Origin of the sequence: Thiomicrospira pelophila DSM 1534 (assembly GCF_000711195.1) — a bacterium.
Classification (GTDB): domain Bacteria; phylum Pseudomonadota; class Gammaproteobacteria; order Thiomicrospirales; family Thiomicrospiraceae; genus Thiomicrospira; species Thiomicrospira pelophila.
This window is the reverse complement of sequence record NZ_JOMR01000001.1, coordinates 1877876-1898844: the sequence shown is the minus strand read 5'-3', so window position 1 is coordinate 1898844 and position 20969 is coordinate 1877876. Positions and strand designations below refer to the sequence as shown.

Genomic DNA, 20969 nt, shown 5'->3' with positions numbered 1-20969 from the left:
GACTTTAAATTCTGGCCAGCTTATTTTGCTGGCTTTTTTGGTTTTATAATTACGTTTATTTAAGCTCGAGGTGTTTATGCCAGTTGGTTTATCAAATGAGTTACCCCCAATTCATCCGGTTGCCGGAGTTTATTTAGGCGCAACGGCGGCTAAAATCAAAAAAAATGGCAAAACTGATTTAGTCATCATAGAGTTGGTGGGGGGCACCAAAACCGCCGCGACTTTTACTACTAATGCCGCCTGCGCGGCCCCCGTTACCTTGGCGAAAGCACATTTAAATTCGAAACAACCACACGCATTTTTAATTAATAGTGGTAATGCTAATGCGGCAACAGGCGAGCCAGGCCTGGTGAATGCACGCCAAACATGCCAATGGTTGGCAGATGAACTTGGTTGTTCAGTTGAAGAAGTATTGCCTTTCTCGACTGGTGTGATTGGTGAGCCACTGCCGATTCAAAAAATTCAACAAGGTTTACCAGATGCTTTAGCTAATCGCAGTATTAATGCGTGGCCGCAAGCTATGGCAGGCATTATGACTACGGATATTGTGCCGAAAATGGTGAGTCGTGTGGTGAAGATTGACGGTCATGATATTACAATTACCGGCATGGCAAAAGGCTCAGGCATGATTCATCCTAACATGGCGACTATGCTTGGTTTTGTCGTGACGGATGCCAAAGTCAGTCAAAACTTGTTAGAGCAGTGTTTGCAGCAAGCGGTTAAAAAATCATTTAATCGCATTACGGTGGATGGCGATACCTCGACCAATGATGCTTGCACCTTGAGTGCAACCCAACAAGTCGATATGCCGACGATTACCGATGTGAATTCTACTGCTTATCAACAGTTTGCTGAAGCTATTAATCATGTTATGACCGAATTAGCTCATATGATTGTGAGAGATGGTGAAGGTGCTACTAAGTTTATTGCAGTGGAAGTGAACGGCGGTCAATCTGAAGAAGAGTGCCTAAAAGTCGCGCATGCCGTAGCTTTATCGCCATTGGTCAAAACAGCGATGTTTGCATCTGACCCGAACTGGGGACGTATACTCGCTGCAGTTGGCCGAGCAGGCCTGGTGGATTTAGATATCAATCAACTACAAATCTATTTAGGGGATGTGTGCATTGTGAATAACGGTGGCAGGGCATCTGAATATACCGAAGAACAAGGCCAGACTGTGATGAAGCAAGAAGATATTTTGGTACGTATTGAGCTGAATCGTGGCGTTGCGTCAGAAACAGTTTGGACCTGTGACTTTTCGTACGACTATGTGAAAATTAATGCCGAGTATCGTTCTTAATGAAAGCTAAGATTATACAGGTATCGGTTGGCTGTTTAATTAAAGACCATCAGGTTTTGATTGGGCAGCGTTTAGCTCGTCAATCTCATGCGGGTGAGTGGGAGTTTCCAGGTGGTAAAATTGAAGCTGGAGAAACGTCGATTGAAGCCTTAAAACGTGAGTTTGTTGAAGAAACTGGCTTAACGACCCAGGGCTGGAAGCCATTGATTTCGTACCCTTGGGATCATGGCAATCTACAGGTGCAATTGCATGTATTTATCACGCAGGACTTTGCAGGTGAGCTACATGCACATGAAGGTCATCAATTTGAATGGTGTCCTATTAATGAACTTCAAACCCGTGCGATGTTGGTTGCGAATAAAGGCATTGTAAACGCACTTCAATTGCCCGATCGTTATATGATATCTGGCAATTTTCATGATATGGATGATGCTTTAAACCGTTTAAAATCAGCTTTGGCTGATGGGATTAAACTGGTGCAACTGCGAGCTAAAACACTCGAAAAAGATGAGTTTATTAAGTTGGCAAAATTAGCCTTGCCTTTGTGTCATGGTCACGGTGCTAAGTTAATATTGAATGCAAAGCCGGATTGGTTGGATGCTTTGCCTGAAGCGGATGGATTGCAGTTAGCTTCAACAGCGATTATGTCGTTAACTGAACGCCCGGTTCCCGCACATAAGTGGCTCGGCGTTTCAACCCACAATCCTGCTGAAATCGCCAAAGCGTTAGAGCTCGATGCAGATTTTATTTTGATATCGCCTGTTAAGGAAACTACATCCCACCCAGGAGAACCTGGATTAGGTTGGGAAAAATTTTCATTGTTGGCCGAGTCGATTCCGGTACCGGTGTTTGCATTGGGTGGTTTGAATGATCGTGACCGTGTAATATCTAAAAACCATGGTGCTCAAGGTATTGCTGCTATTTCAGGTTATTGGCCTCAGCCTATTTAAGGTTGGCTTTGAGCCAAGCGTCTGCCTGTTTATGTAAATCCACTAGGTCTGCATTATTTTCTATCACATCATCTGCCAGAGCTCGCCGTTCTTGTGGCGAGGCTTGCTGTTGCATAATGGCTTTAATTTGTTGTGGACTGCGTTGATCTCGATGCTGGACACGTTCTAATTGCTGATCTTCTTCTGCCTCTACTAATAACACGCGGTCCAATTGATATTCAGGTTGATTGAGTTGATGAATGACCGGAATCGCTACAAAAATAAAGGTATGCTGGCCACGTAGCTGATTAATTTGATCTCGTACAGTTTTGCGAACTAACGGGTGCAGAATGGCCTCTACTTGATGCTTTACCTCTGGATCACGAAAAAAAGTGTCTCGCAATTTAGTACGATTAAGTTCGCCATTGGTTTGCAAATAATCTGAGCCCAGTTGCTTGATTAAAGCCACCAGGCCTGGTTGTTTAGGTTGTACGAGAACTTTAGCGACATGATCGGTATCAATCACTGGATAACCAAGCTGCGCAAAATAATCACATAGCACGCTTTTGCCCGAACCAATTCCGCCTGTCACACCAATCACTTGTGTCTTCATGCCACCTGACCTGGTGCAATTGGTTTATAGTGGGGGCGTCCGATAAAGTAACCTTGAATATTAGTCGCCCCTGCTAGCGTCGCTTGTTCTAGTTGTTGCTGTGTTTCGACCCCTTCCATGACCAGTTCGTAACCGGCTTCTCGTATCATGTGAGCAGTAGCTTGAATCAGTCGTTGAGTTTTCAAATCAGCACTTAAAGCGTGTGTGAGTGTCATGTCAAACTTAACGATATCAACCGGCATATTCGCAAGATAACGAATGGACGAGTAGCCGCTGCCAAAGTCGTCTAACGCGATTAAAAAGCCTTGGCGGCGAAGTTTGTTTAATACAAAACTGACATCTTGTATATGTTCAATCAAAACACTCTCGGTGACTTCAATCACAATTTTATGCAGTTTTAAATAAGGTAAAAAGGGTTCAAATAGGTCGATAACAAAAGGTTGTAGCAAAGTTTTTGCAGAGATATTTACAGATAAACCAATATTAGCCGGCAGACTTTTGTTTTGGAGTTGGGATAATAGGTGATTCAATATTTTTTGATCAAGTTCTACTTCTAAGCGATGGTGAGCAATGATGGTAAAAATATCGGAAGGAAAAACCGTTTCGTCATCAAATTCGAGACGAACCAAGGCTTCATAGTATATGGCATGAGTTTCAATGTTTAATATAGGCTGATAGTGTAGACAGATATTTTGTCCAGAATAGGCGGCATTAAGGACTTGGTTGAGTCGCTTGTTCGACACTAGAGACTGGTTGATTGTGTCATGCTCATGTTGGTAAAAGTGAACTTTATTATGCGGTGAGTGTTTCGCTTTATACATGGCTATGTCGGCCTGTCTAGGCAAAACTTCTATATTTTCAATGGCTTGTTTAGCATTTGCATAACCCACTCCAACACTAAAACTAACTTTCTCTTTAATGTCGAGCTGTATAAATGGATACGAGATCAAGTCTGACAAGGCCTTTTGCGCAATTTGCTCGACTTCTTCGATGTTTTTATCAACTACAATCGAAGCAAATTCATCGCCACCAATGCGATAAATGTGTTGACCGGCTGGAAAGCTGCGTTGCAAAGTTTGGGCTGAAATTTTAATAAGTTCATCGCCCACTTGATGGCCATAGGTGTCATTAAGCGCTTTAAAATGATCGCAATCAAATAATAAATAGGCAATAGGGATAGGCTGTGAAGTGTATTGTTTTAATAAAGCTTGCCAGGCATCATCAAATGCACGTCGATTGAATACTTCAGTTAATGGATCCGTGCGTGAAATTTGCCATAGTTGTTGATTCTGGTGGCTAAGTTGAGCTTGAGCTTTCAAGAGTGCATGGTGATAATCACTTAATTGGTTTTGTAGGTTTTGATATTCTGCTAACACAAACTCTGGCTTTTCTTGTGACGAGTTGGTTTGTGTATAGTGGCGCAGATTTTGTACAAACCGACTGAGCTTTTGTAATGGGCCTAAAAATATCAGTTTGATAAAGCCGAATACTAAGAGTGTAGTTAGAAAGATGATTAAAGCAAATTTAATAACAAATTCTTCAATTAAGCCCCAAAGATTATCACTGACCGGGTTTGAGATGGCTCGATATTCAAGTGCATCTTTAAGTTGGTGCATGCCAATAAAACCGCTGCGATTAAAGTGCAGATAGGGAAAGTCGAGATAATAAAACTGATTATCTTGTTGAAGTAGCTTAAAAAAATCGATGGCGATAGCGACGTAACCAATCACTTGACTTGGATCTTGCCTTGAGTGTACTGCGCGCGAGACAATTAAATAATCTTGATTAGGCGGCTGGATCAGAAAATAGCGTGCTTGACTGTTTAGTTGTTTGGGAAGCACTTCGGTCGATTGCGCATGATCTTTGACTAGGTGAGATAGTTTGACCTTATCTGCTTGATAAAGATCGAGCTCAATATAATAGGGTTGGAAATACTCACTTTCTTTAAGGCGTTGATCGCGCCAATAATAATAGTAACTAGGTTGATTGAGTTGTTGATGTATCTCATCCCATTCGGCTAGTTTTTTTAGTTGCTGATCAATTGATTGAAAATTATGATCAATCGCTGAAAAAAGCTCTTTTTGGGCTTCAACTTGTGCCGATTCATGCACGCTGTTTTGGATGTTTTTTCCCTGAAAATACAGCCCAAAGTTGGCGGTAAGTAGCAAGCTTAAGGCGATAGTCATAAAGCCGATTAAGACATGTTTAGCAGAAAGCGTTTGTTTCATTTGTTAATTAACTTATTAATGATCGATTCAACTTGATCATGAAGCAGGCCTTCATGTTCGCCAGTAAAAAAGTGATTGGCTCCTTCTATGATGCTCAATTCGGTCTGACTAGCATCAAGTTCGCTTAACCACTTCTCGCCAACTTGACTATAACGAGAGTCAGCGGATCCCATTAAGCTGTAACTTGGAACGCTTAACAGATTGATGGTTTCGAGCACGCGGGCTCGGGTAATGGTTAAGTAGGATAAGTAGCTTTCTGGTGTAGCAAAATAGTCATTTTGACAGAATAAAAAATTGAATTTACGGGGTGCATTGTTGCCTTGAGCTAATAAGTTCTGAGCGATTTGGATTTCAGATTCGAGATTGCCAAGCTCTTCACCATTTAAATAAAACAAGCTGGTTAATATCAACGCTTTGATTGATTCAGGTGTTTGCGGAATCATCGCTTCCAATAAAGTTTGGCTACCGCTGGAGTGACCGATTAAGATAATTTGATTGTGGCCTTGCTGCTCTAGCCAATTAATCCAAGCTTTCACTTCAATGATGTCCTGCTGCAGAGTATGTGTATGCAAACTGTTGCATTGAACTGGCTGGCTTCGAAGTGGAATCTGCAGAGATAAGGTTGGTGCAAGTGTGGTGAAACCACTGAGAGTAAAATAGTCTTGTAATGCTTGCACCGTTGGGTAGTTATGGGTGGCAGAGAAACCATGCAGGATTAAAATAGCGGGTTGCTCTCGACCGTTATCCAGATAGCGAGCTTGTCCTTGTACATGAGATTCAGATGCTTGCAACGTAACCTGTTCGGCTTTTAGCGGGAGAGCGAAAAGTAACAGGATACTTAACGTGAACACGAGATATTTATGCATAGTCATTAACTTTTTAATAGGTTAAGTGATGTTAGCATAAATACGAAATGACGGGTTAAACTCAGGGTTGGTTTTTTTCATGAACCCAAAACAAGTGCCAGCCGAATTCGGTTTCGCAGGGGTGGCTTAACTTTTGTATGGGGGCTTTCCATACGGCTTGCTCAAACTTTACAGGCAAGGTCCCAGAGGCAAACCAACCAAGATCTCCCATGTGAGATTTGGATGGACAGTCTGAATAGCGCTCAACTGCTTGTTCAAAACTTAAGTCCTGCTCATCAAGTCGAGCTTTTAAACGTTTGGCTTTTTTTAAGCTTGAAACCAGAATGTGCGAAGCATGGATTAATGGCATTATTTTCACGAATCGGTACAATTAAAACCCTATTTTAAATCTTTAAGAGAAGTTCATGTGCGGAATATGTGGAGAGTTTTTATGGCAGGGTGGGCCAGCTAAAGAGCAAACCCTGAAGACAATGATGTCTAAACTGGAAAAACGCGGCCCTGATAGTGGTGGGCTTTGGACTCAAAACCAAGTGGGTTTTGGTCATAGGCGCTTATCCATTATTGATTTGAGCTCAGGTGGGCATCAACCGATGCGTGACCATGAGTTGAGTTTGGTTTTTAATGGTTGTATTTATAACTATAAAGCGCTGAGGGACGAATTGATCTCGCTGGGTCAGGAGTTTCAAACCCATTCGGATACCGAAGTTATTTTAAAAGCCTACCGTCAATGGGGTATGGAATGCACAAGCCGGTTTGAGGGAATGTTTGCATTTGCGATTTGGGATGAACATCATGAACAGTTGTTGATCGCTCGTGATCGATTTGGAATTAAACCCTTGTACTACTCAGTCATGGATGGCGGTGTGCGTTTTGCCTCCAACACACAGGCTTTATTAGCGGCAGGTGGCGTCGATACTGATATAGATCCTATTGGGTTGCATTTTCAGCTCACCTTGCATGCAGTTATTCCTGCGCCTCACACCATTCTCAAAGGCATTAAAAAACTCGAACCGGGTTATTGGTTGGTGGTGAACCCAGACGGCCAAATGTTTAAAAAACGTTATTGGTCATTAAACGCTCAGCGCCCTGTAGATGCAGCCCAGCAGAAAGACCACCAGGCCTGGTTATCGCAAACGCATGATTTATTACAGCAAGCGGTAATGAAACGTTTGGATGCGGCGGATGTGCCGGTCGGCGTGTTATTGTCGGGCGGTTTGGATTCAAGCTTAATTGTTGCTTTACTGGCCGAAGCGGGCACACAAGATTTGCATACCTTTTCGATTGGGTTTGAAGATGCGCCAGAAGAGAAAGGTTCAGAATTTGAATATTCAGACCTGGTGGTTAAGCGCTATCAAACCAAACATCATAAATATGTGGTGCCGAATGCGGAGGTCTTACCGCGCTTGCCGGAAGCGATTGATGCCATGTCAGAGCCGATGGTAGGGCAAGATGCAGTGGCATTTTATTTGTTATCCGAGCAGGTTTCAAAAGACGTTAAAGTCGTTATGTCAGGCCAGGGAGCGGATGAAGTGTTTGGTGGTTATTTTTGGTATCCACAAATGGTTCAAGCTGAAGGAAGTGAATTAGAACGTTTCGCCCCGCTTTATTTTGACCGTTCACATGCGGAATGGCTTGAAGCGGTGGACGCGCGTTTTCATATACAGGATGTCACATCGCACTATATTGAAGATCGTTTAACTGAACCGGGTGCCGATACGTTTTTAGATCAGGTATTACGCCTAGATTCGACCACCTTAATTGTTGATGATCCTGTAAAACGCGTCGATAATATGACGATGGCTTGGGGGTTAGAAGCGCGCGTACCGTTTTTAGATCATCAACTGGTTGAAGCCGTGATGAGTGCCCCACCGGAATTAAAGTTAGAGGATGGTGGCAAAACCTTACTGAAACGTATTTCAAGAGGACTGGTTCCCGATGAAGTCATTGATCGACCAAAAGGTTACTTTCCTATGCCCGCTCTTAAATATGTACGAGGCGAATTTTATGAGTTTATGAAGGGCATTTTAACCAGCCCACGCGCTCAAGAACGTCGACTATTTAATCCTGAATATGTACAAAACCTACTGGATAACCCAGAGGCGCCAGAGAGCTTTACGGCGATTAAAGGGAGCAAGTTATGGCACTGTGCATTGCTGGAACTTTGGTTACAACGTAATGTTGATCCTTATAACTAGCCCCAAAACAGTTTAAAACAGGTTATAATAACCAACCAATTTACTAGGAATTAGGAGTTTTTAATGGATACACAAGCAATCGAACAAGAAGTTTTAGCCAAAATTGATGAGCAAGTTAAAAATAATCCAGTTGTTTTGTATATGAAAGGCACACCACAAATGCCTTCATGTGGTTTTTCTAGCCGCACCGCTGCGGCTTTAGTCGAAACGGGTGAGAAATTTGCATTTGTAAACGTATTAGCCGATCAAGCTATTTATGAATTTTTACCAAAATATCAAGACTGGCCAACTTTCCCACAATTGTATATTGATGGTGAATTGCAGGGGGGGTGTGATATTACACTTGAGTTGGCCGGGTCAGGTGAGCTTAAAAAGATGATGGCTGAGGCGAACGCTAAAGTTCAAGCTTAAATGGTGTTTTTACCAAGCATTGTAGTTAATGCTCGGTAAAAAATTATCGCCCTTCAGTCTCATTGATTTGGGGTTTAATAAGAGGCCATTGATTCACTATTTTGCAAAATAGTTGAGCTGTTTTTTCAGTGTCGTACGCGGCGCTATGAGCAAGCTTATTATCCCAGTCAAAACCGGCCGCTTGCACGGCCTTGCTTAGTACAGTTTCGCCATAGACTAGACCTGATAAAGAGACGGTATCGAAGGTGCTAAATTGGTGAAAAGGGGATTTAACTTTTGCCCGATCAGACGCATGTTTAATGAAATTTAAATCGAACATCGCATTATGGCCAACTAAAATGGCTCGAGTGCATCCAGTCTGTTTGATTTTGGTACGAATTGGCGCGAACAACTGCTCCAATGCCACGCGCTCAGATTTGGCTTGTCTAAAGGGGTGATAAGGGTCATCAATGCCAATAAACTTTAGTGCGCTTTGATCCAGTTTTGAGCCTTCAAAAGGTAGGATGTTTTGTTGATGCAACTCATCTGGAACAAGTTGACCTTCTTCATCCATTTTGAGGGTCATAATGGCGACTTCTAATAGGGCATGTTGATCGGCTTCAAAGCCGGCTGTTTCAACATCTACTACGATGGGTAAAAAACCACGAAAACGATCTTTTATGTGTGTAACGGGTTGTTCGGATTGATTTTCAAGCATGTTTGAGTTCTTTAATCAGCACTTTTGACTGCCTTTGATAGTTATAAAGCGATTGACGACTTTGAGGAAGGTTTTCGAGTGAACCGGGTTTAAAACCGTGTTCAATAAACCAATGTTGTGTGTGAGTAGTTAATAAAAAAAGTTGGGTGATATCAGCTTTTTGTGCACTTTTTTCTAGATATTTAAGCAACTCCTCACCAAGCTCTTGTCCTTGATAGCTAGGATCAATTGCTAAACAAGCTAGCTCAGCAGATTGGTCTTCGAACGGATAAAGTGCACCACAGCCAATAACTAAACCGTCGCGCTCAATGACGCTAAAGTTTTGAATTTCGAGTTCAAGTAACTCTCGTGATCGTTTAACTAGTTTACCTTGAGATTCTAAAGGGCTAATTAGGTCAATAATGCCACTTACATCTTCGATGCTGGCGGGTCTTATTTGGTGATAGCGATCGGTAAAAACTAGGGTACCAATGCCATCCCGGCTAAATAGTTCGATCAATAAGCTGCCAGGGTCGGACTCGTTCATTAGGTGAATACGTTTCACTTTGGTAGCGTGGTTAATGAGCTGGTCAATTAATTGGTATTGTTCATCATTGTTAGTCGACCAGTTTTTGAGTTCCGTTAAGCTAAGCTGGCGAGGTAGTGATTCCATTTGTTGAGGGTTGGTATAGATGAGTAGCTTATCGGCTTCTAACTTATTGGCAACACTGCAGGCTTGTTCTAGGGTATTTAAGTTAAATACCTCGCCGGTAAGTGAATAAGCCAATGGCGTTAGCAGTGCAATTTGTTCTGAATCTAAGATGGCACGAATTGCTTGCTTATTGATTTTGCGAGTTTGGCCAGTGTGTTGAAAATCTACGCCGTTGATTACGCCTTTGGGCTGGGCAATAACCCAGTTGCCAGAGCATAAGCTCAAAGGCTGATTAGCGACGGTTTGTTGACGACTAAAAGCCGCCTCGAGTTGGCTTCGCACTTGACCGATCGTTTGTTGTAATGTGAGCAACATGTCAACGGATGTAATGCGGAATTGTTGATGATTTTGCCAGTTGATTTTTGCCAAACCCAAGGCCTGGTTAATTTGTGGGGAGGCTCCCATTACTAGCACAATCTTTAAACCAAGCGCATGCAGGTGGCCAATATCTTCCGCAAATTGCTGTAGGTTAGTGGATTGGACAATTAACTCACCTGGCAGATAAATAACGCAAGTCTTACCGCGATGCAGTTGTATATAGCCCGAAGATTGGCGCAGACAGTTTAAAAAATCGGATTCAGATTGTTTCATCGTGGTTTGGCAGTTATGAGAAAATATTATTAATTAATTGAAAGAAGTATAGCAAACAGGCTAAAGCTGGTGGGAAAACTTATGTTTCACACTACTTTGCATTCTAAAACGAGTTTTAAAGGAGTTACTATGCCCGCTTATCGTTCAAAAACCAGTACTCATGGCCGGAATATGGCCGGTGCACGAGCTTTGTGGCGTGCAACCGGTATGAAAACGGAGGATTTTGGCAAGCCCATTATCGCGATCGCTAATTCGTTTACTCAATTTGTCCCAGGTCATGTGCATTTAAAAGATATGGGTCAATTAGTTGCTGGCGTGATTGAGAAATCAGGTGGTGTGGCGAAAGAGTTCAACACTATAGCGGTTGATGATGGCATCGCAATGGGACATGATGGCATGCTTTATTCTTTGCCTTCGCGTGATTTGATTGCGGACTCTGTTGAGTATATGGTGAATGCACATTGTGCTGACGCATTAGTATGCATTTCTAACTGTGACAAAATTACTCCTGGAATGTTAATGGCGGCCATGCGGTTAAATATTCCTACCATTTTTGTTTCTGGCGGCCCAATGGAATCTGGTAAAACCGTATTGGGTGGTCAAGAAATCAAATTAGATTTGGTCGATGCAATGGTAATGGCCGCTGATGACTCTTGTTCAGATCAAGATATTCATGATGTAGAAATTTCAGCTTGTCCTACTTGTGGTTCTTGCTCTGGTATGTTTACAGCAAATTCGATGAATTGTTTAGCCGAAGCTTTAGGGGTGGCTTTACCAGGTAATGGTTCAATGCTCGCGACACATGCGGATCGTAAACACCTGTTTGAAGAAGCGGGGCGTCGTATCGTTGAAATCGCCAAGGAATATTATGAACAGGATAATGATCGTGTCTTGCCTAGATCTATTGCGACTTTCTCAGCATTCCAGAATGTTATGGCGTTAGATGTCGCTATGGGTGGCTCAACCAATACCGTATTGCATCTTTTAGCTATAGCGCACGAGGCTGATGTAAAGTTTACTATGTCAGACATGGATGAAGTATCACGAAAAGTACCTTGTTTAGCGAAAGTAGCGCCAAACTCTAAAAACTACCATATGGAGGATGTACATCGAGCCGGTGGCATTATGCGATTATTAGGTGAATTAGATCGTGGCGGCTTGATTGATACTTCAACTTATACTGTACATGCTTCTACCTTGGGTGCCGCCATTGAGTTATGGGATATTAGTCGTAATCCTTCAGAATCGGTTCAAACTTTCTATAAGGCGGCACCCGGGAATGTTCGTACTACTCAAGCATTCAGTCAATCTAAGCGTTGGAAAACACTTGATACAGATGATGAAAATGGTTGCATTCGTTCGGTTGAGCATGCCTATACAAAGGATGGTGGCCTAGCAGTGTTATTCGGCAATATTGCACAGCATGGCTGTGTTGTGAAAACCGCTGGTGTTGACGAAGAAATCTTTAAATTTAGTGGTCCAGCTCGTATTTTTGAAAGCCAAGATACCGCCGTCGCTGGTATTTTGGGTAACGAAGTTCAGGCTGGCGAAGTAGTTATTATTCGTTATGAAGGCCCTAAAGGCGGACCTGGCATGCAAGAGATGCTTTATCCAACTAGTTATTTGAAATCAAAAGGTTTGGGTAAGCAGTGTGCCTTATTAACTGACGGTCGATTCTCAGGTGGAACATCTGGCCTATCAATTGGTCACGCATCACCAGAGGCTGCAGAGGGTGGAAATATTGGTCTAGTAGAATCAGGTGATATTATTGAAATTGATATTCCAAATCGTTCAATCAATGTCAAGTTAAGCGACTATGAGTTATCCCAAAGGCGTCAAGCAATGGAGTCTAAGGGTGACCAGGCCTGGAAACCGCAAGAAACTCGTCCTCGCCATGTGAGTCCCGCACTTAGAGCTTATGCGGCTATGACAACCAGCGCCGCATTTGGTGCTGTGCGCGATGTTGAACAGATAGAAAAGCGTAATAATTAAGTGAGGTTTTAAATGTTTGTTGATCGATTGACTCATGAACAGCGTCAAGCATTGTTCGATTTAGCTGTCATGACGGCGGCGATAGATAATGATATTTCAGAAGAAGAACTGCAATATCTTAAAGATTATAGCGAGGCATATTCCATCCCATTTGAACTGGATAAGTCAGGCTTAGCTGTGGTTGACTTGTTAAGTACAATGGATTCTAAGCTTGCCAAAGTGGTCACTTTGCAAGAGCTAATCAAGATTTCGTACAAAGATGGACATTTTGGCCCTGAAGAGCAAGATAAGGTATTCTCGATTGCTCAGAAAATGGGTTTAAATGATCCCGAATTGATTCTAAGTATTGAGCGTTGGGTAAGACAGGGCTTTGACTGGATGCATGAGGGTGAGCAACTGTTACATTAGTGAGTAAGCAATTTAGCTTTAATTAGACATAAAAAAACCCGGAAAACCGGGTTTTTTTATGTCACTAGCTTAGATGTTACTGACGAACGCTTGGCCCGTTAATTTCTAAACCATTGCTCATGTAAGCTGAGAAAAACTCTAGGTTACGATATTCTTCACCTTGCACTTTTCTAGGAGCGCTACGCATGTTTTTATGACAACCTTCATAGCGACGGTGCAATGTACCTGCACCAGCCCACTTCAAACGCCATACAGGGAAGTGAGTAGTATGACCTAAAAGAGGTGAAAGGATGTCAGAACGCGCTTTACGCGATGCGTTGTATACATGGCAGCTTGCACAAGCTAATCCTAGTTGACCAGAAGGTTCGACAAATAAACGTTCGCCATCCGCAAACGCTTTTTTAGCCCCTTCAGATTCGATAACAACATTAATCTTTTGACCACGTGCTTCATTAGCTAAATAACTACTTACTGCAGCAATATCGCCTTTTTTCCAACCGAATGCTTTTAAGCCCGCTTCTGTACGGCAACGATTTATGTCACCTTCTAAAGTAACGACTTGTTGAAGCTTTTCATTGAAATAAGGATAGCTGCTACGAATTTTGTCGACGCCATCTTTTGAGTTAACCAAACAACCAATATAGGCTGATTTGTCTTTTTCAAAAAGGGCCGCGCCTTTATCTAAAAAGTCTGAATAGGGAGGGAATTCTTCTTGCATTTCCCATTGTGATCTACGGTCTTCATCATAACCGTAAATGCCATTCTTATAGTCTTCAAATGGGCGATCAGGTGTTTTCGCTTTGAAGTACTCGATTAAATCCAAACGGCTTTGTTCTGGGTCGACAGCCACAACTTGGCTGCTGAAACCTACCGCGATCCCTAATGCTAGGGCTGATAACAATGTCTTCTTCATTTCCAATCCTCCGTAGGAGAGCTTTTTTGTGTAAATCTTATGATTTTTTTATTATAGGTCGAGTGTGTCCGAAGACACACTCTTTCTAAGACTTATCTTAGGTTGAAAGTATCTGAACCTTTCTCACCAGTATTGTCTACAACACTGATTGTTACTTCGTCGCCAGAGTTTGCAGCAACGTTAACGTGCATGTAAGGGTTGGCTGAAACGTTTGCAGACCACTGAGCATCTACAACTTTTTTACCAGCAACAACTACTTCAACGTTAGTGATTAGCTTCATTGGGAAAGGCTTACCAGTAGACTGGTCCATGCGCGCACCAGACTCCATTGGGTGTCTGATTAGAGATTTAATTTCAGCGACGCCGCCTTTAACTGATCCACGTGTTCTTAAATTGATAGCCATTTGTGATTTCCTTCTCAAATTTTATCTAGTTAATAGGTTTTTTTAGTTGAAAGGGGGTTAATTAACCGCCACAACCACCGATGGTTACACGAACTTCTTGTTGTGCTTTGTATAGTTTGCCACCAGCTTTAACGATACCAACAACTTGCTGCGTGCTACCTAGACGGATACGTGTTGAAACGAAACCTTGAGCGGCACCAGAGAACTTGTACTCACAAACCAATGGAGTTGGGTTGTCAGAAGCTACGATTACGATTGATTCAACACCTTTCATGCCAGATGCGTCAACAGTAACAGGCGTTACCGCACCATTTTCAGCGATAGCTGGAGCAGTTAATTTAACATCAGCAGAATCAGCTGCATCCGCTGAACCCAACAAAGCTTTTAAACCAGCGTCCACTTTTTTAGCTTCAAAAGCTTCTTTGTTCCAGCTAGCTAGAACAGTTGAAGGTGTTAATAAGCCAGCGCTTACTGCAACAGACGCTGCACCAGTTGCTAATGTAGCTTTTAGGAATGATCTACGTTTCATAAGATTTAAAACTCCCAGTTAAGTTTTGGAATAAAATTTACAGAGTGTACATGAAATCAACGATTTTGTTGATTTCATCATCTGAAAGAATAGCATTACGTCCGAATAATGGCATCATGCTGTAAGGTACTTGCGTTTCTTTTACGCCCCAGATTTTGTTAAACAACTTCTGTCTGTCAGGGTAACGTAATTTCATCGCAACTAAAGCTGGCCCGATGTTCCCAGGAGAGGTTCCGCCTTGGATCATATGACAAGCTAAACAATTACCTTCACTGCGTGAAAATGCAAGTTTTTTGCCTTCTTCAATGTTTTTTGCAAGGGCCGCAGCCTTTGCTGCATCGTCAGAAGCGTGAACAGGTGCCGCAAATAATGCAGCAGTAACAGTTAACGCAGCTAAAGCTTGCTTTACTTTAAAATTTACCATTATCTCCTCCTAAAGAGTCTCTTGTCGTTCCCATTTTTTTACGTTTGGGATTCTAATACTGAGCTTTTATCGAATTTGGCTCTTGAGGTGTAAGCTTACGGAGTTCGCTTTTAAAAGCAAGTTTTTTTAGGGTGAATCGCTATAGTTTTATTTAATCACCCGATAAAGTATTTTCTATGACTCAGTGTTAATCGAGCTCTTTTTCATCCATTCCCAGGGCTTTTATTAGCAGGCTTGACGCTTTTTTTAAGCGGTTTGCTATGGGTGGGTTTTGCTCAGTGCTGAGTCGCGCTAGGTATCGAGCTCGTTCTATATCACCAATCGTCAAAAATGCGCTGGCTTCATAAAAGTAGGCTTCAGCAAGCCTGTTTGCTTGAGCGTAAAGTTGGCTCAACTCTTGGTTTATTTCAAATTGATAAAGCAGGTTTTCGCTATTTTTTTCTAAAAGTTTAATTGCTTGATCAGGTTGTTCGGCATTTTGATAGGCGCGAGATAGGATAAGAAGTAAGGCTGCATCCTGAGGGTAGATAGCATAGAGGGCTTCAAGTTGTTGAAACCGTTTTTTGGTACTTTGCTCGGTATAGAGGATCTGAGCTGTTTTTAATAATCGATTATTGGGGTGATTGCTAAGAGCATCGGTTATGCAGTTGGTTGAAGCTGATTTTTTTTGGATGACTTGCCTATAGCAAGCCGTTTCTTTTTGATAGGGGGTGTCGGGGGTTAAATAATTTGTTGAAGATTGTGCGAGTATTTTTAGACGTTGCTGAATGAGGAATAGGTTAATTCTGTCATGCTGATCCTTAGGTGCGCCGAGTTGGTGAGCGCGATTGTTCGCTTGGGCTAAGCGGGTTTCGGTTACCGGGTGTGTCATCAGAATCTCAGGAGGTCGAAATTCACTGAGTTGATATTGTTTGGCGAGCTTGCCAAAAAAATCGCCCATAGCATTTGGATTGTAGCCACTTCGGTGCAATAGACTAATGCCCTGATGGTCGGCTTCATGTTCGTGTATACGAGAATGTCTAAGTTGCTCTTGTAAGCTTAAACCAGTGCTGCCCATGATGGTGGCAATACCGGCGGATGGGTTTTGACTGCCGATAAGAATGGCCGCCAACAAGGAGGCAAAACTGGTGATGTTGAGGCTGTTTTGTTGTTCAAAACGACGAGAAAGGTGTTCTTGGGTAACGTGAGCAATTTCATGTGCGATTACCGAAGCCAGTTCATCTTCTGATTCTGCGGCTAAAATTAGGCCACTGTGGATGCCGATAATGCCATCCGGTCCGGCAAAAGCGTTAATGGCCGGGTCATTAATGACATAAAAACGATAGTTTCTGCCATCGTGTGTATGACTCGCGATGCGGTGACCGATACGCCTTACATAGCTTAGTGTTTCAGGGTCGCTGACTAGGTTGAATTGGGTATGCAGCGCTTTGGTAAAGGCACGACCTAGCGATACCTCAGTCTGACGGTCGTAGATCACCAGGCCTGGTGATCCCAAATCAGGTAAGTTTTGTGCTTGAATTGAAATGGGCGTAAGCACGAAACCAATCAAGCTGATAACGCTGTATAAATAAAGCTTTGACATCCTCAAGCCGATCCTGTCTTTTGCATTTTGAGTTATTATAAGAACATAAAAATGAAGGGGGTAAAAATGTTTGAGGTGGATTTACGTGGATTGGCTTGCCCAATGCCGCTGATTCGGTTTAAAAAAGTGTTGGCCGAACGCGCTGATGTTTCTCTGTTTAAGCTGCTGTTGACTGATCGAGGCTCTATAAAAGATGTCCCCGCCTTTTGCAAGCAAGCGGGCCTAGATGCGGAGGTCGGCAAGGATGAAGAAACTTTGGTAATATGGGTCAAAAGACATCAAAAATAGTATTGAATAGGATAAAAATTAAGTGATGTATAGAAAATTAACAAAGGCTATTATTCCTGTGGCCGGATTGGGTACGCGTTTTTTACCGGCCACCAAGGCGATTCCAAAGGAAATGTTAACGGTCGTGGATAAGCCTTTGATTCAGTATATTGTGCATGAAGCTGCGCAAGCCGGAATAACCGACATTATTTTGATTACTCATTCAAGTAAAAATGCGATTGAGAACCACTTTGATACTCACTATGAGCTCGAAAGTAAGCTTTTGGAGTCGGCTAAGCATGATCGGTTGGATGCGATCGCTGACATTACGCCTCCTGGAGTTAATTTAATTAGTATTCGCCAGCCAGAAGCTTTGGGGTTAGGGCACGCTATTCTGTGCGCATCGCATGTTGTGGCACCAGATGAGCCCTTTGCGGTTTTACTGCCGGACGTACTGATGTATCACCCGCAGCAAGGTTGCTTGGCGCAAATGGCTGAATATTATAAGCAGGTCCACACCAGTGTAGTGGCATTGGAGCAAGTGCCCAGTGATCAGGTGGATAAATATGGTATCGCGGCTGTAAAAGATGCCGATTTGCGTATTGTTGATTTAGTGGAAAAGCCTACACCGGAAGAAGCACCATCGAACTTGTCGGTAGTTGGGCGCTATATTTTCACACCTCGCTTGATGCAGTTACTTAAAAGCACTAAACCTGGTAAGGGTGGTGAAATTCAGTTGACTGATGCAATGGCTGATTTGTTGAATGAACAGGTGATGTTCGGCTTCGAGTTTAAAGGTGGCAAAAGTTACGATTGTGGTGATAAGCAAGGCTTTCTAGAGGCTAATGTTGAATATGCGTTGCGTGATCCGCAGTTAGGATCATCGTTTCATACTTACTTGTCGTCATTAGATTTAACTGAGTTAAAGCCGAAAAAATCGAAATAGAGTGCTAACTAAAGGAATCGAATTATGGCGGTGGATCAGTCTAAGGCATGGCAAAAGCTAGATAAATTAGCAAAAAACGGTGCGGCTGATAAGCACTTGAAAACCTGGTTTGAACAAGACCCGAACCGAGCGCAGCGTTATGCTATTGAGCTGGATGAATTGTTTTTAGACTATTCAAAAAATCGTGTCGATGATGAAATTCTTAGCGCCTTATTCGAGTTAGCTACAGAGCAAGCGCTGCCGGATTGGATTGATCGGTTGTTAAGTGGCGAGAAGGTAAATGATACTGAAGATCGACCAGCCCTTCACAGCGCGCTTAGGGCTGGTTCTGATTCGCCGATAAAAGGGTTTGCGGCTAGTGTACAGTCGGATGTGAAAAGCCAGTTTTCGAAGATGGCGGCAATCGTCAACAAGGTTCGCTCAGGTCATTGGCGCGGTTACAGCGGTAAACCTATTACGGATGTGGTTAATATTGGTGTCGGCGGTTCAGATCTAGGGCCATTAATGGTCACGCAGGCTTTACAAACCCAGACCTCGCCGATTAACTTGCACTTTATCTCATCCATTGATGGTACCCAAACTTCAAACCTGCTGAAGAGCTTGAATCAGGAAACAACTCTGTTTGTTTTGGCTTCAAAATCTTTTACTACAATCGATACTCTATCAAATGCTGAAACCGCGAAAGACTGGCTTGAAGAGCGTGTCCCAAGTATTAAGACCATTATGGCTCAGCACTTTATTGGCGTGTCAACCAAGCCATATATGATGACGACGTGGGGCATACCGCCGGAAAACCAATTGTTGTTTTGGGATTGGGTGGGAGGGCGTTATTCGCTTTGGTCAAGCATTGGGTTTCCTATCGCGTTAAAAGTCGGCATGGAAGGCTTTTATGAGATGTTGGAAGGCGCGAGCTTGATGGATCAGCATTTTGCTCAAGCACCGATGGAGCAGAATATTCCAGTGGTGATGGGATTGATTGATGTCTGGCATATCAATTTTTTAGGGATTCAAGCCAAGGCGGTTTTGCCCTATGATGCTCGGCTTAGATATCTGCCATCGTATTTAGAACAGTTGGTAATGGAAAGTAATGGTAAGTCGGTAAATCGACAAGGCGAACCAGTGAGTTATAAAACTTGTCCGATATTATGGGGGGAGGTTGGCCCTAACGCGCAGCATGCATTTTATCAGTTATTACATCAGGGAACGCAAGCGGTTATGTCGGATTTTATTGCCCCTGTTGAACGCGATGACTTTGATCGTTACTCAGATACGCATAGAAGTGAATCATTACGATATCAACATCGCTTGGCTTTGGCGAATTGCTTTGCGCAATCACGTGTATTAATGTTGGGTGATGCCGCGATACCAGAAAATTTAAAATCCAGTTTTGATTCTCCATTTAAGCACTATGCTGGCAATCAACCATCCAATACTTTATTACTGAAATCTATTTCAGCCAAAACCTTGGGAATGTTGGTGGCACTTTATGAGCATAAAACCTTTGTCGAGTCGGTCATCTGGGAGATTAATCCTTTTGACCAGTGGGGCGTTGAGTTAGGCAAGTTAATTGCCAAGGATACCTACCAAGCCATGCTTGATTCGGGGCAAGCCGGACGATTTGATGGGTCAACCGTGCAGCTATTAAACAGAGTGAAGTTATCATGAAAATTTCAGTATTCGGATGTGAACTTACCGGTTTAGTAACAGCAGGCGCATTGGCCCATGCAGGAAATGACGTGATGGCGTTACCGGTTGGGCAGGTTAAAGTTGAGGATTTGGTGGCCGGGCGGTTGCCTCGCGAAGAACCTGGCCTGGATGCATTGCTGGCTCAGCAGTATAAAGAAGGCCGTTTGCAGTTTGAAGCTGACTGGCAGGTTGGGCTCGCGCACGCCGATGTTCTTATTTTATCAACGCCTTCGTGGCGTTTGGATCGAGCCGAAGCTTTAATTGAATTAATGGGCGAAACCATTAAGCGAGATTTACTGGTGGTTAACCAAAGTACCTTTCCAGTGGGTACGGCGGACAGGTTTGAGCAATCGTTACTAGGCGCTTTTGCTAGGCGTAACTTAGATATAAACGTAGCCGTGGTGGCGATGCCTGACTTTATTAGTGAAGGTTCCGCATTGGATAACTTTATGCGACCAGATCGAATTGTATTAGGTTGTCGGCAAGCAGATAGTATTAAAGTAATGCGGGATTTATTGCGCCCGTTTAATCGTATGACCGACCAGATAAAAGTGATGTCGACTCGTGCGGCCGAATATACGAAATATGCGGTGAATGCCTTGCTAGCCACTCGCATTAGTTTAGTCAATGAATTAGCGAACAATGCCGAACATTTTGATATCGATTTTGAAGAAGTGCGCCAAGGCTTGGGCTCAGATAGCCGAATTGGCTTCAGTTATTTATATCCGGGCTGTGGTTTTGGCGGGCCGAGCTTTGCGGCGGATGTGCGCGCCTTGGTTGGGGACTTGCAAGCTAAAGGCTATGATGCCGATTTGCTTCGTACCGTTTTATCCAACAACGAAATTCAAAAAGAAGTGTTATTTCGCAAGGCGTGGCGTTTTTTTGATACGGATTTACGTGGTCTTAAAATTGGCGTTTGGGGCTTGTCATTTAAACCCAACACCTCCACGGTTGAAAATGCCCCTAGCCTTAAGGCGTTAGAGGCGTTTGCGGCCCAGGGTGCGCAGATTAAAGCCTATGATCCAAAGGCGATGCAGGACTTTTCTAACAGTTGGCAGGGCGTTCAGACGATTGAAATGGTCGATAGCATGTACCAAGCGATTGAAGGCGTGGATGCTTTGATTATCTTGACGGAATGGAAGCTTTTCTGGAACCCAGATTATGTCGTGATGAAACAAAAAATGCGTCAGCCTATTATTTTTGATGGTCGTAACATTTTTGATCCAGATATTATGAAGCAACAAGGTTTTCGTTATTTCGGTGTAGGTCGAGGTGAAGAGATTTAACCCAAAGTCAT

The 20969-nt window shown here is 43.0% G+C and carries 21 protein-coding genes; 10 read left to right on the top strand and 11 right to left on the bottom strand.

Annotated features, from left to right (window positions below; all coding sequences use genetic code 11):
- The first annotated feature begins 76 nt into the window (after nt 1-76).
- Together argJ and N746_RS0109135 are read left to right on the top strand one after the other, a co-directional pair.
- The gene (gene argJ / locus N746_RS0109140) at nt 77-1300 is read left to right on the top strand and encodes a bifunctional glutamate N-acetyltransferase/amino-acid acetyltransferase ArgJ (protein WP_029935959.1); all 1224 of its coding nucleotides are present in this window, start codon (nt 77-79) and stop codon (nt 1298-1300) included.
- Complete coding sequence (locus tag N746_RS0109135; protein WP_029935958.1) at nt 1300-2250, top strand: Nudix family hydrolase; 951 nt, start codon at nt 1300-1302, stop codon at nt 2248-2250. Before argJ ends, N746_RS0109135 begins: the two co-directional genes overlap by 1 nt.
- Here N746_RS0109135 and coaE read toward each other — a convergent pair.
- The 4 genes from coaE to N746_RS0109115 form a co-directional block, all read right to left on the bottom strand.
- A complete protein-coding gene (gene coaE, locus N746_RS0109130; protein ID WP_029935957.1) occupies nt 2243-2842 on the bottom strand; it encodes a dephospho-CoA kinase in 600 nt (199 codons plus the stop codon). The two genes, N746_RS0109135 and coaE, sit on opposite strands and share 8 nt — an antisense overlap.
- Nucleotides 2839-5070, bottom strand: a complete 2232-nt coding sequence (locus N746_RS0109125; protein ID WP_029935956.1) for a bifunctional diguanylate cyclase/phosphodiesterase — start codon at nt 5068-5070, stop codon at nt 2839-2841. The genes coaE and N746_RS0109125 overlap by 4 nt, the downstream gene beginning before the upstream one ends.
- Complete coding sequence (locus N746_RS0109120) at nt 5067-5936, bottom strand: alpha/beta hydrolase (RefSeq protein WP_029935955.1); 870 nt, start codon at nt 5934-5936, stop codon at nt 5067-5069. The genes N746_RS0109125 and N746_RS0109120 overlap by 4 nt, the downstream gene beginning before the upstream one ends.
- Nucleotides 5937-5997: 61 nt before the next feature.
- Nucleotides 5998-6285 (bottom strand): peptidylprolyl isomerase, encoded by a 288-nt coding sequence (locus tag N746_RS0109115; protein ID WP_029935954.1) that lies wholly within the window; start codon nt 6283-6285, stop codon nt 5998-6000.
- A 55-nt stretch (nt 6286-6340) separates the two neighbouring features.
- Between N746_RS0109115 and N746_RS0109110 the strand changes: the two genes are divergently transcribed.
- Both N746_RS0109110 and grxD read left to right on the top strand, forming a co-directional pair.
- A complete protein-coding gene (locus N746_RS0109110; RefSeq protein ID WP_029935953.1) occupies nt 6341-8131 on the top strand; it encodes an N-acetylglutaminylglutamine amidotransferase in 1791 nt (596 codons plus the stop codon).
- Nucleotides 8132-8194: 63 nt separating this feature from the next.
- Nucleotides 8195-8542, top strand: coding sequence for a Grx4 family monothiol glutaredoxin (gene grxD, locus N746_RS0109105; protein WP_029935952.1), 348 nt, complete (start codon nt 8195-8197; stop codon nt 8540-8542).
- Between the two features lie 43 nt (nt 8543-8585).
- Here the strand turns inward: grxD and rnt are convergent, their stop codons facing one another.
- Both rnt and argA read right to left on the bottom strand, forming a co-directional pair.
- Nucleotides 8586-9239: a ribonuclease T gene (gene rnt / locus N746_RS0109100; RefSeq protein WP_029935951.1), complete on the bottom strand. Its 654-nt coding sequence runs from the start codon at nt 9237-9239 to the stop codon at nt 8586-8588.
- Nucleotides 9232-10521 (bottom strand): amino-acid N-acetyltransferase, encoded by a 1290-nt coding sequence (argA, locus tag N746_RS0109095; protein WP_029935950.1) that lies wholly within the window; start codon nt 10519-10521, stop codon nt 9232-9234. The genes rnt and argA overlap by 8 nt, the downstream gene beginning before the upstream one ends.
- A 129-nt stretch (nt 10522-10650) precedes the next feature.
- On the opposite strand from argA, the gene ilvD reads away from it, so the two are divergent.
- Nucleotides 10651-12513 (top strand): dihydroxy-acid dehydratase, encoded by a 1863-nt coding sequence (gene ilvD, locus N746_RS0109090; RefSeq protein WP_029935949.1) that lies wholly within the window; start codon nt 10651-10653, stop codon nt 12511-12513.
- Nucleotides 12514-12525: 12 nt separating this feature from the next.
- The gene (locus tag N746_RS0109085) at nt 12526-12921 is read left to right on the top strand and encodes a hypothetical protein (protein WP_029935948.1); all 396 of its coding nucleotides are present in this window, start codon (nt 12526-12528) and stop codon (nt 12919-12921) included.
- A gap of 76 nt (nt 12922-12997) precedes the next feature.
- Here N746_RS0109085 and soxA read toward each other — a convergent pair whose 3' ends face one another.
- The 5 genes from soxA to N746_RS10720 all read right to left on the bottom strand — a co-directional run bounded on the left by soxA (nt 12998) and on the right by N746_RS10720 (nt 16773).
- The gene (gene soxA, locus N746_RS0109080) at nt 12998-13834 is read right to left on the bottom strand and encodes a sulfur oxidation c-type cytochrome SoxA (protein ID WP_029935947.1); all 837 of its coding nucleotides are present in this window, start codon (nt 13832-13834) and stop codon (nt 12998-13000) included.
- Between the two features lie 92 nt (nt 13835-13926).
- Nucleotides 13927-14238 (bottom strand): thiosulfate oxidation carrier complex protein SoxZ, encoded by a 312-nt coding sequence (soxZ, locus tag N746_RS0109075; protein ID WP_029935946.1) that lies wholly within the window; start codon nt 14236-14238, stop codon nt 13927-13929.
- Between the two features lie 61 nt (nt 14239-14299).
- Nucleotides 14300-14767 carry a thiosulfate oxidation carrier protein SoxY gene (gene soxY / locus N746_RS0109070; protein ID WP_029935945.1) on the bottom strand — a complete coding sequence of 156 codons (468 nt, stop codon included), beginning with the start codon at nt 14765-14767 and terminating at the stop codon, nt 14300-14302.
- Nucleotides 14768-14804: 37 nt separating this feature from the next.
- Nucleotides 14805-15191: a sulfur oxidation c-type cytochrome SoxX gene (gene soxX / locus N746_RS0109065; protein WP_029935944.1), complete on the bottom strand. Its 387-nt coding sequence runs from the start codon at nt 15189-15191 to the stop codon at nt 14805-14807.
- A gap of 187 nt (nt 15192-15378) precedes the next feature.
- A complete protein-coding gene (locus tag N746_RS10720) occupies nt 15379-16773 on the bottom strand; it encodes a beta-barrel assembly-enhancing protease (RefSeq protein ID WP_051678609.1) in 1395 nt (464 codons plus the stop codon).
- Between the two features lie 51 nt (nt 16774-16824).
- Here N746_RS10720 and N746_RS0109055 point away from each other — a divergent pair, with 51 nt between their 5' ends.
- Genes N746_RS0109055 through N746_RS0109040 form a run of 4 tightly spaced genes read left to right on the top strand, consistent with a single transcriptional unit; the run spans nt 16825 to nt 20958 of the window.
- A complete protein-coding gene (locus N746_RS0109055; protein WP_029935942.1) occupies nt 16825-17061 on the top strand; it encodes a sulfurtransferase TusA family protein in 237 nt (78 codons plus the stop codon).
- Nucleotides 17062-17086: 25 nt separating this feature from the next.
- Nucleotides 17087-17986, top strand: a complete 900-nt coding sequence (gene galU / locus N746_RS0109050; RefSeq protein ID WP_029935941.1) for a UTP--glucose-1-phosphate uridylyltransferase GalU — start codon at nt 17087-17089, stop codon at nt 17984-17986.
- Between the two features lie 24 nt (nt 17987-18010).
- A complete protein-coding gene (gene pgi / locus N746_RS0109045; RefSeq protein ID WP_029935940.1) occupies nt 18011-19651 on the top strand; it encodes a glucose-6-phosphate isomerase in 1641 nt (546 codons plus the stop codon).
- A complete protein-coding gene (locus N746_RS0109040) occupies nt 19648-20958 on the top strand; it encodes a UDP-glucose dehydrogenase family protein (RefSeq protein WP_029935939.1) in 1311 nt (436 codons plus the stop codon). The genes pgi and N746_RS0109040 overlap by 4 nt, the downstream gene beginning before the upstream one ends.
- Nucleotides 20959-20969: the final 11 nt, after the last annotated feature.